This is a genomic window from Cupriavidus sp. GW822-FHT02D05, assembly GCF_058802485.1.
In genome coordinates, this window is sequence record NZ_JBXAOE010000001.1 from 523,414 (window position 1) to 534,131 (window position 10,718).

Below are 10,718 nucleotides of genomic sequence, written 5' to 3' on the forward strand. Positions count from 1 at the left end.
CGGCGCGCAATACACAGAACACCAAGCACCAAGCACCAAGCACCAAGCGCGAAGCACAAAACACAAGGTAGAGAGACCCACCATGAACACCACTTCACTGATCACGCTCGACATCGACGCCGGGATCGCCACCCTGACGCTGAACCGCCCTGAAAAGCGCAACGCCATGACCGACGATATGCGCACCGAGCTGATCGCCGCCCTGGAGCATGTCACGCAGGACAAGACCATTCGGGCGCTGGTGCTCACCGGCAACGGTAAAGGCTTCTGCGCAGGTGGCGATGTGGCCGGCATGCAGCGGCGCATGGATGCGCCGGCGGGCGAGGTTGCGTTCAACGGCTGGTCGCGCCAGCAACGGGTGCACCATACCGTGGCGCTGCTGCACAACATGCCCAAGCCCACCATTGCCGCGGTCAATGGCGCCGCCGCCGGGCTGGGTGCCGATATGGCCATGAGCTGCGATTTTGTGGTGGCCTCGGAAAGCGCCAGTTTCGCCTGGTCGTACATCCATCGTGGCCTGATCCCGGACGGCGGCGGCATGTACTTCCTGCCGCGCCGCACCGGGCTGTCCAAGGCCAAGGAACTGATCTTCAGCGGGCGCAAGGTCGATGCCGCAGAGGCCCTCCAGCTGGGCATCGCGGATCGCGTGAGCGAGCCGGAAGCGCTGTTGCCCAGTGCCAGGGCCTGGGCGGCGGAGCTGAGCCAGGGCTCCGCGACTGCCCTGGCGCTGGGCAAGTCCATCCTGAACCAGGCCTTCGAGTTGCCGGCCGAGCAGGTATTCGCACAAGGCAGCCAGGCACAGGGCATCTGCTACACCAGCGCCGAGCATCGGGAATCCGTGCTGGCATTCCTGGCCAAGATGGCTGGAAAGGAACAGGCCTGACACCATGGACGCAGATAACGCAGAAAACGCACTCTCCGCCATCGCCCGCCTGGTCAAGCCGCGCAGCGTCGCCATCATCGGCGCTTCCGCCGATGCGGCCAAGACCGCCGGGCGCCCGGTCGCCTACCTGAAAAAACACGGCTTCGCCGGCGCCATCTACCCGGTCAACCCGAAGGTGGGCGAGATTGACGGCATCCGCTGCTATGCGGATATCGACACGTTGCCGGAAGTGCCGGATGTGGGCATCGTCCTGCTAGGCGCGCAGCGCGCCCACCTGGCCGTGCGCGAGCTGGCCGCGCTCGGCACCGGCGCCGCCATCGTGCTGGCCAGCGGCTATTCGGAGACGGGCGCCGAAGGCGCGCGCCGCCAGGCGGAGCTGATCGAGGCAGCCGGCGCCATGCGCCTGCTCGGCCCCAACACCATCGGCCTGGTCAACCTCACCGACAATATCCCGCTCTCCGCCAGCGGGGCGCTGGAGATGGATCATTTCCCCGTCGGCAACATCGGCGTGGTCTCGCAGAGCGGCGGCATTCTTGGCGCTTTGCTCTCGCGCGCCGCCGCGCGCGGCATCGGGCTTTCCAAGCTGGTTTCCACCAGCAATGAAGTGGACCTCGACCTGGCGGATTTCGTCGACTACCTTGCGGATGATGAGGCCACCCGCGTGATTGCGCTGTATGTGGAAAGCGTGCGCCATCCCGACCGATTCCGTGCCGCCGCGCTGAAAGCGGCCAGGGCAGGCAAGCCGGTGGTCGCGTTCAAGATCGGCCGCTCCGAGGCGGGGGCACGCGCCGCGGTGTCGCACACGGGCGCGCTGGCCGGCGCGGACCGGATGTACGACGCGCTGTTCCGGCAAGCCGGCGTGATCCGCGCGCAAACTTTCGCGGACCTGCTCGACATGCCCGCCGCGCTCGCCACCGGCAGGGCGCTGCGCGGCAACCGGGTTGCCATCCTGACCTCGACTGGCGGCGCCGGCACGCTGGTTTCGGACAGCCTCGGGTTGTCCGGCTTCGAGACGCCCGCGCCGGATGAAGCCACCGCGCAACGGCTGCGCTCGCTGCAGCAGGGCGATCACGCGGCACTGGATCGCAACCCCATCGATGTCACCCTGGCAGGCCTGCAGCCGGACCTGCTGCGCGGCGCAATCCGGGCGCTGCTGGATAGCCCGAGCTATGACGCCGTTGCCATCATCGTCGGGTCGTCCGGCCTGGCCATGCCAGACCTGATGGCAGGCGCGATCCAGGATTGCCTGCCCACCAGCGACAAGCCGGTGGTGGCCTTCGTCAGCCCGCATGCGCCGCAGGTGGCCAGCCTGCTGACCGCGCGCGGCGTGCCAGCATTCAGCGCGCCCGAGAGCTGTACGGCCGCGCTAAGCGCCATGCTGCGTGCAGGGCAATGGCGCGAGACGCCTGACGTCCCGGCCCCGGCGGCAGCCCGCGTCGCCGGGGAGCTGCCGCGCGGCGCGCTGGATGAGGCAGCGGCAAAGCAGCTCTTCGCGCGCTTTGGCATCCCGTCGGTGCGCGAGCGCATCGTACGCAATGGGCAAGAAGCCAGCGACGCCGCCAAGGCCCTCGGTGCCCGCGTGGTCCTTAAGGTCCTCAGCGCCGAGATCACGCACAAGAGCGATGTGGGCGGCGTCGCCGTCAACCTGACGCCGCAAGACATAGCGGCGCGGTTGTCGGCGATGGCCGACGACGTGCGCACGCATACCGGCGTGGTGCCCCAGCGCTTCCTCGTCCAGGAGATGGTCACCGGCGGCGTGGAGATGATCCTTGGCATGCACCGCGACGCGCTCGGCACCGCGATCCTGCTTGGCATGGGCGGCGTGACCGCGGAGCTGTTCAAGGACACCACCATGCGCATGCTGCCGCCGGCCGGCGGGCTGTCGCACACCGAAGCACTTGGCATGATCCAGGAACTGAAAACCTGGCCGCTGCTGGACGGCTTCCGCGGGCGGCCCAAGGCCGACGTTGCGGCGCTGGCCGATGCCATTGTGGCGTTTTCCGGCATGGCGGCAGCGCTGGGCGAGCAGTTGGTGGAGGCAGAGATCAACCCGGTCTTCGTGCTGCCGGCATCGCAAGGCGTGCGGGCGGCAGATGGCGTGGTTGTGCTGGCGGGCTGATGGCAGGGAGCCGGGCAGGGGAGTCTGGCATAGTCATGCCAAATGATGCCAGACTCCTCTCCGATGCTTTAATTCCGGCTGCCGGAAATCAGTCCTCCCCAGGAGCATGACCTTGGATCCCGAACTAGCGTTATCGCGGGCGCGTGGCAGGGCGAGCAGCACGTCGGCCAATCGCTCGCTCGAGCGAGGCATGGAGATACTCCGGGCGTTTCGCGCGGGCTCGGAAGTGCTGGGCAACGGCGACCTGGCCGAACGCACCGGCCTGCCGCGCTCGACCGTCAGCCGGCTCACGCAAAGCCTGGTCGAGGCCGGCTTCCTCCTGTACGACGCCACGCTGCGCGCTTACCGGCTCGGCCCGCCGGTCCTGAGCCTGGCGCACGCCATGCGCACCGGCTCTGCCGTGCTGCAGGCAGCAGCCCCGTTGATGCGCGAGCTCGCGCAAAGCCAGCACATCAACGTCGGGCTGGCCATGGCCGACCGCGACGAGATGGTCTACCTGGAATCCGTCCGCTATAGCCGCAAGGTTTCGCTGCGCAGCGTGGTGACCGGGCAGCGTGTGCCCATGGAGCTGACCTCCCTGGGACGCGCCTACCTGGCCGCGGCCCCCGAGCAGGAAACCAAGGCCTTGCTGGAAGGCTTCGGCAGGCGCCTGCGCGCTAACTGGCCTGCACTTGCACAAGACATCGAGCAAGCCATCGGGCAGGTGCGCAAGCAAGGCTGGTGCATGGCGAGCTGGCAGCCGGAAGTGGTCGCGCTCTCCACGCCACTGGTGTTCAAGCGCTACGCCATCCACGTGCTGAACGTCAGCACCACCACGCAGGCAACGCCGGCCAGCGCCGCACGCATTCTCAAGCCACACCTGATGAAACTTGCCGCGCAGATCCGCAGCGCGATGGGCGACGAGGCCGTGTAACAGGCGGCTCACGCCTTCGGCTTGAGCAAGTGTTCGTCCAAGCTCAAGCGCAGGCGCCCGGCGTCGATGCGCAAGCGCAGGCGATGATATTTCGCGAAGTAACGCACGCCGACGATCGCAGCGGCAAAGCCCGCGCCGGCGCCGATGCCCGCGAACGGAAGGTGCCTCTCACCGGCTACCGCCCTTTTCGAGCAGATCGATGATCTCGCGGGTTGTGCCAGTCTCCCCCAGCCTAGGGAAAATCCGCGCAATGCTGTTCGCGTGCGCGTCCAGGCTCATGTCGGTCATGGCATCGACGGCCAGGGCAACGTTGAACCCAAGCTCATACGCCTGGCGCGCGGTCGACTCCACGCCGATGCTGGTCGCAACGCCGGCAAGCACCACCTGTGTCACACCCAGCTTTCTCAGTTGCGCCTCAAGATCGGTATTGGTGAAGGCTCCCCAGGTCCGCTTTGTCACCGTGTGGTCAGCCGGCTGCCGGTTCAACTCGGGCACCAGATCGTCCCATCCGGCAGGAAGATCGCCAAGCCTGCGTCCCTGTTCGGTACGGCCGGGGGCGCCGCCGGCAACATTGACCAGCACAACTGGCAGGCCGTGGCCACGGAACGCGGTGGCAAGGGCCGCAGACTGCTTCACGACCTCATCGACCGGGTGCACGACGGGAAGCGAGACGATTCCCTGCTGCAGATCGATGACAACGAGAGCGGCTTTCGGATCAAGAACGGTGACTGGCATGGTGTTTTCTCACGGTCGATAGGGACTAAGGTAGGGACTTCGGCAAGTCCGGAGCGTGGCGCTGGCCGGGGCTTGAAAGGGCCCCGTCACGAGTCGGCCAGCCGTTTGAGCAGGGCGATGCCGGCCGCAAGCTCCTCTTGCTCCGTCGCCGCCAGCTGTGTCCGGATGGCACGGAGCAGCCAGTCTTCGCGCGCTGCCCGGGTCGCCAGGATCATCTCCCTGGCGTCAGCCGTGAGCGACAAGATGGTCCGCCGCCCGTCGACCGGATCCGGCGCACCGCTCACCAGCCGGGCTGATTCCAGGACGGCAACCGTGGCGCCCATGGACTGCGACCGCACACCCTCGGCCCGCGCCAGGGTTGTCACAGTGGCCGGACCGTCGCGCTCCAGGCGGCCAAGAACCGACATCTGCGACCAGGTGAGATCGCCCGGATGCACCTCTTCACGCAGGCGGCGCCTTAGCTGGCCGATCACGATACGTAGATCGGTTGCCAGCGCGGACGCGCCGGCAACCTGCGGATCATCTTGTTTGTGGTTGGAATGCATCCCCCCAATGTAGCCGATACGAAGGAAAACTACAAAGGTAACCTTCTTATTTTGCTCAGGTCCGTCATGATTGACGGCCGGGAGATCCAAACAGTGGCCCGGCGGCCAACGCTAGGGCCCCGAGCCGGAAATGGCACGCACGTTGCCATCGGCACCGAAGGATGCGGCACCTGGGTGCCACTGTGAGACAGAAGGGCAGGCAACGGCGCGAACGGACGAGTGAGCCGGCGAGGTCATGGTCCACCAGCGTTTCAGTGCCTGCATGCGCGCGAACAGGCCTCAGTAGCTCAGCCGCAGGCCCAGGCGCACAGTACGGCCGGCGCCGGGCATGACCCACACGCTGCTATAAGAGCTGGCGTAGTAGGTCTTGTCGAACAGGTTGTCGACGTTGAGTGTCACGCGTGCCGTCTTGCTGTATTGCCAATAGCCCAGCACGTCGGCCAGCGTGTAGGCGGGCAGCGAGAAGCTGTTCTGCGAGTCGCCGGAGCGCTTGCCGACATAGCGGATGCCCCCGCCCACGCCGTAGCGCTGGCCGATGGGGGCCGCATCCTCGTACACCGCCATCACGCTGCCGCTGGTGCGCGGGATGTTGGCCAGCGGCGTGCCGGCGGCGAGCGTGCTGTCCTGGGTGATTTCGGCGTCGGTATAGGCAAAGTTGCCGGTCACGCGCCAATGCGTGCCGAGCTGCCCGGACGCGTCGAGTTCCACGCCGCGGCTGCGCGCCTCGCCGGCGGCCACCGAGTAGGAGGGATCCAGCGAGTCGGTGGTCAGCACGTTGCGCTTGCGGATCTCGAAGACCGACAGTGTGGCGCCGAGACGGCGGTCGTCGCTGTCGAGCTTCACGCCGGCCTCGACAGCCCGCCCGTGTTCTGGAGAAAACGGGTTGCCGGCGGAATCGGTGCCGGTATTGGGGCGGAACGAGCGGCTGGCGTTGGCGAACAGCGAGACGTTGTTGCTGGCCAGATAGGTGAGGCCGATGCGCGGCGAGACCGCGCTCTGATGCTGGCTGGCACTGGTGCCGGCCAGGCGGTTGTCCAGCGACTGGTTGTAGGCATCGAAACGCACGCCGGCCAGCAGGCGCCAGCGTTCGCCCAGCCGCAGTTGGTCCTGGGCATAGAGGCCGAGATTGGTCTGGCGCTCGTAGGTGTCGGTGTTGGCTGCCACTGTGGGTGGGGTCTGCCCATAGACCGGGTTGTCGATGTCGATGGCATAGGGCGCGCTGGCGCTGGGGTTCTTGCGCAGCTGCACCTGGGTGTTGCCGAAGCGGTAGGCGTCCACGCCGACGAGCAGCTCGTGGCCGATCGCGCCGGTGGTGAACTTGCCGGTCATGTCGGCCTGCAGCGAGACGTCGTCGGACTGGTAGTCGCGATAGCGACGCTGGCGTCTCAGGGTACGTTGGTCTGCGGACAGCGCGCTGGCCTCGGTGGAGTAGCCCACCAGGCTGCCGCCGCGGTAGGCCGCGGCCAGGCGGCCCTTCCAGTCCGGCGAGAACTGATGTTCAACACTCAACTGGTGCGACTGGCTGTCGAGGCGGATGTCGCTATCGTTTGGCTCGCCGAGGAAGCGCGAGCGCGGTACGGCGCCCAACTGCCCGTTGATGGCCACCACGCCGCGGTCCAGCGGGGTGGTGTAGCGCTGGAACTCGGCTGCGTACTGCACGATGGTGTCAGCGCCCAGGGTCCAGGTGAACGACGGCGCCACCAGGTAGCGCTTGCTGTTGACGAAGTCGCGCGTGCTGCCTTCGTGGTCGCCCACGGCGATCAGCCGCCCTGCCACATTGTCGCTGATGGTGCCGGTGACGTCGGCCGACACGCGGTAGCCATCACGGCTGCTGACCTCCATGTCGTAGGTCTGGCTGGGCTTGAACTGTGGCTGCTTGGTGATGACGTTGATGCTGCCGCCGGGTTCGCTGTTGCCGTACAGCGAGGAGGTCGGGCCCTTGAGCACCTCCACGCGTTCGATGGTGGCTGCGTCGCGCGGCGCGGTGAAGCCGCGGTTGGCGGCAAAGCCGTTGACGAGGTAGCCAGCGCCGGTGTTCTCGTTGCCGGTGAAACCGCGTATCGCGTAGTTGTCCCACAGGCCGCCGAAGCTGTTCTGGCGCGACACGCCGCTGGCGTAGTCGAAGGTCTGATCCAGCCGCGTGGCGCCGATATCGTCGAGCAGCTCGCGCGGCAACACACGCACGGATTGCGGCACCTCGCGCAGCGGGGCCTCGGTGCGAGTCGCGCCGGTGGAGGAGGAAGGCGCGTAGGTCTTGTCGGCGGTGCTGACCACCGAGACTTCGGGGAGCGTCGTCGCGGGCGCCTCCTCGGCATCGGCGAGCGGCGCGGTGATCGCCGTGGCGGCGGCCAGTGCGGCGAGAGGACTACGCCGTCGTTGGCCGGCTGGAGTGACAGAAAGTATCGGCATGTTCGGATCAGAGGAAAGCGCTGGCGCTGGGTAGCGCGTTGGGGGCTCGGCGGTGGCGCGGCGCGAGACGGCCAGTCCCAACGGGGGGGGGCCAACGTGATTGGCCCCTTATTGCAACCAAGTTGCATTATAAGGGGCTTCTCCATCCGTTGTGTGGAATTTTCCGGCGCCGCGGCGCCATGCCACAGGGTCGACATGCCGGCAAGCCAGCGTTCCTGTTCGTTCGCCACCGGCATGTCATAAGCCGGAGTTCCGCAGCAACCCAGCGGACTGCCTAAGCGGCGTACTATAGGAACAAGGGCTAAGGGTCCATTCCCCGTGCCTCTTCCAATGAATCCACCGATCAACACCACTAAGCGGTATCCCATGCCATTCAATGACGCTGACTAAGACGCCTTCCATTGCCTCACGTACACCGGTTCTGCTCCGATGCTGGTCGATGCAGCAATCGGCGTCTGTGGCAGCGTCACCATCGGCAGGACACCGGCCCAAATTGGCAAATCCAGGTCTGATTCGTCATCAATCGGCCCGCCAGTTCGAACTTTCGCGGCGGCTTCATCGAGCGCGATGCCTAGAATCGTCGTCGCAGCAAACTCCTTCGCGCTCCCCGGCCGGGCATCCCCCTCACGGCCTGGCGCAATCAGCCTCATGAAAACATCCATCAGTCGGCGCTTTTCCGCCTCGTCATTTACAGCATTAAATCGCCCATAAATAATCGCGGAGCGATAATTCATGGCGCGATTAAATGCAGACTTTGCCAACACGAGTCCGTCCAAGTGGGTAATGGCTACCGCTGCCTCTTTGGCACTGGTTAGTTGGCGAATAAGGCGCCCGCCATTGGAGCCATGGACGTATAGCCTATCGCCATCGCGCCAGCACGCAGTGGGAATGACATGACTGGATTCGCCATCGTAAAAATAAATATGGCAGACATAAGCTGAATCGATTATCGAATAAAGCGCCGCCTTTTCATAGAGCGCAAGCTCCGGGAGCCGGCGTATGCGGGTGCGGGGAGCGGGGAGCGGGGGATGGCATTTTCAACAGTCATTCCTCGTGTATAAACGGTGCGGCAGTATAGGTTTGCATCATCCCGCTGCCTAGATTCAGCCGATCCCCATTATTTAGATTCAGGTCGAGTTCGAGGATACAGGCGAGCGCGCGGACACATACGGTGTCGAACCACTCGGCCATATTGTCATCGAACGCGATAGGATGATGTCGATACTCACATCCAGAGAGCGCCTGAATAGCGATCCGGCGGCCCTTTTCGAGACAATGATTGCTTATTCTGGTGTCGTGTCGAGGATGAGGATAAACTCATCATCAAGGTCGACACGGCGTGGCATCCAGCCTGGATTGGCACCGAGCAGGTTCGGTTCTTCAAAGTAGATCGCGGCGTCCTAGCGATAACAACTGCGTGGCAGATCCATCCATCGTTCCCGAGGCGAATGGCTCGCGGTGTGCTGATGGCACAGAGAAGCAATGTCTAGCGCAGGCTCGCGCTAAACCCAAACCATGGAGAGATTGATTGATGATCAATGCCCAAAAAGCTCATGCGATACCCATGCCATCCGACAGCATCCTGGCGCCGCTTTATAGGAGCGCGGACCTGCTGGATGCGTATGCGGTTCAGTTGCCGGCGGGGGCCAGCGACGATCTCGAAGTGTTAGCGCGCGCTGGATTCGAGCGGCAGGCGTGGTGGATTCGTGCGCTGACGCGGGTACGGGACACGATTATGGCGACAGTCGGCGTCAAATCGTCTCGTGCGGTCGGTATTGCTGCGGCGGCGCGAGGGCCGGTGATCGGTTTCTTTCCACTGCGGTCGAAGAGTGCGGGGGAACTGGTGATGGGCGAGGACGATCGGCATCTCGACTTCCGGCTCGCGATCCAGCTGCGCACGGGTGCGGCAGGCGGCAGGGAGCTCGTCCTGGTGACCGTAGTGCATTGCCATAACTTGCTGGGACGGACGTACCTCGCGGTAATCACACCGTTCCACCGTGTAATCGCGCGGGCTAGTCTGGAACAGGCGGCAAGCCGTGCTGTCTGAACTGGTCTGCGCTTGCCGACGATCCGGTACCAACAAGGTTAATGGACTACGCTGCATGTCAGTGGGAGAGACCCACCGTGCGGCGATGGGTTGAACTGAACCGTCCCCCTCTTTGAGTGTGCGAAGCCAAACAGGAATTGGCTTTGCGGCGCCGCCCCAATGTTGCCTGCGACTCGACTCTTGTTTCGGCCCGATGTCCGCTCTTCGGAAGGACGAACGTCGGTAGCCGCCCTTGGAGACTGTCCCGTCCCGCGTCCACTACCGGGCGGCAAGGAACCAAACTACGGCATGGGCGTGCCCTTGATCGCCCGCTCCAGGTCCAGCCGGTTGATCAGCCGCTGCCGCTTCAGGTGCAGCGGCGGGTTGTGCGGCCGCGGCGGCTCGCCCAGCAGCGTGCAAGGCGACGAGCGATCTTCGAACCAGGCGTGATCGCTGCCATCGATCTGGATCAATTCGCCCAAACAGGCGCGCCGATTCCTTGGCTGGTGAACCTTGGGCGGGCGCAGCCGGCGCGGCACCCAGAAACCCGCGTCGATCATGAGGCGGCGCACGGTCTCCTTGGCCAGCACGATGCCATGGCGTTCACGCAGCTTCTCGCAGGCCAGGGTCGGGCCGAAGTCGGCATAGCTGTCGCGAATCAGGCCGAGCGCCTGCGCCGCAAGGCTCGGCGGTGTCCGGTTGTTCGCCAGTTGGCCTTGGTGGCGATTCAGCAAGCCGGCGGCGCCGTCCTGTTGGTACCGCCGCAGCAGGCGCAAGGTCTGGCGAGGAGTCCGTCCGAGTCTGGATGCCGCAATCCCGGTCTGTCGGCCAGCGCCTGAATGACCTTGAGCCGGTCAATCTGCCGCATCGTCATCGTAATGGCTCCTGCTGGCATGACGGGGCTCCGTGGCGCTGGAAGCCGTCAAGCTTACGCTGGTCAAACTCGGACATTTGAGCTTAGCCAAAAGCAGACATTACCGCTTAGCCGCTACAGCAAGCAAACAACAGGCAATGTCTAGGCCAAATTCAAATGTCCTGTCTTTGGCCAGATCAGAATGTCCGGTTTAATGCAGGATGGTTTTGATTCT

Annotated in this window: 8 protein-coding genes and 2 pseudogenes; 5 read left to right on the top strand and 5 right to left on the bottom strand. The window is 65.0% G+C overall.

Annotated elements, in window-relative coordinates; genetic code table 11:
• Positions 1 to 82 precede the first annotated feature (82 nt).
• The 3 genes from AC1RQK_RS02400 (at position 83) to AC1RQK_RS02410 (ending at position 3,915) form a co-directional block, all read left to right on the top strand.
• Positions 83 to 883: an enoyl-CoA hydratase/isomerase family protein gene (locus tag AC1RQK_RS02400; protein WP_267601856.1), complete on the top strand. Its 801-nt coding sequence runs from the start codon at positions 83 to 85 to the stop codon at positions 881 to 883.
• A 4-nt stretch (positions 884 to 887) separates the two neighbouring features.
• On the top strand, positions 888 to 3,002 hold the full coding sequence (locus tag AC1RQK_RS02405; protein ID WP_492807459.1) for an acetate--CoA ligase family protein: 2,115 nt from the start codon (positions 888 to 890) through the stop codon (positions 3,000 to 3,002).
• A gap of 112 nt (positions 3,003 to 3,114) precedes the next feature.
• Positions 3,115 to 3,915, top strand: a complete 801-nt coding sequence (locus tag AC1RQK_RS02410; RefSeq protein WP_492375584.1) for an IclR family transcriptional regulator — start codon at positions 3,115 to 3,117, stop codon at positions 3,913 to 3,915.
• A 168-nt stretch (positions 3,916 to 4,083) separates the two neighbouring features.
• On the opposite strand, the gene AC1RQK_RS02415 is transcribed toward AC1RQK_RS02410, so the two are convergent.
• The 4 genes from AC1RQK_RS02415 to AC1RQK_RS02430 form a co-directional block, all read right to left on the bottom strand.
• Entirely contained in the window at positions 4,084 to 4,650 is a 567-nt protein-coding gene (locus AC1RQK_RS02415; RefSeq protein WP_492375585.1) for an isochorismatase family protein, read from the bottom strand.
• Between the two features lie 86 nt (positions 4,651 to 4,736).
• Positions 4,737 to 5,195, bottom strand: a complete 459-nt coding sequence (locus tag AC1RQK_RS02420) for a MarR family winged helix-turn-helix transcriptional regulator (RefSeq protein ID WP_492807461.1) — start codon at positions 5,193 to 5,195, stop codon at positions 4,737 to 4,739.
• 279 nt (positions 5,196 to 5,474) lie between these two features.
• Positions 5,475 to 7,604 carry a TonB-dependent siderophore receptor gene (locus tag AC1RQK_RS02425; RefSeq protein WP_492807463.1) on the bottom strand — a complete coding sequence of 710 codons (2,130 nt, stop codon included), beginning with the start codon at positions 7,602 to 7,604 and terminating at the stop codon, positions 5,475 to 5,477.
• A gap of 386 nt (positions 7,605 to 7,990) precedes the next feature.
• Positions 7,991 to 8,605, bottom strand: a complete 615-nt coding sequence (locus tag AC1RQK_RS02430; protein ID WP_492807494.1) for a pyridoxamine 5'-phosphate oxidase family protein — start codon at positions 8,603 to 8,605, stop codon at positions 7,991 to 7,993.
• Positions 8,606 to 8,911: 306 nt separating this feature from the next.
• Here AC1RQK_RS02430 and AC1RQK_RS02435 point away from each other — a divergent pair.
• Together AC1RQK_RS02435 and AC1RQK_RS02440 are read left to right on the top strand one after the other, a co-directional pair.
• Positions 8,912 to 9,094 (top strand): annotated as a pseudogene (locus tag AC1RQK_RS02435) (lipocalin-like domain-containing protein); the annotation flags it as partial.
• Positions 9,095 to 9,135: 41 nt separating this feature from the next.
• Positions 9,136 to 9,651, top strand: coding sequence for a DUF2867 domain-containing protein (locus AC1RQK_RS02440; protein WP_492807496.1), 516 nt, complete (start codon positions 9,136 to 9,138; stop codon positions 9,649 to 9,651).
• 386 nt (positions 9,652 to 10,037) lie between these two features.
• Here the strand turns inward: AC1RQK_RS02440 and AC1RQK_RS02445 are convergent.
• Positions 10,038 to 10,525, bottom strand: a pseudogene (locus tag AC1RQK_RS02445) (helix-turn-helix domain-containing protein); the annotation flags it as partial.
• Between the last annotated feature and the right edge of the window lie 193 nt (positions 10,526 to 10,718).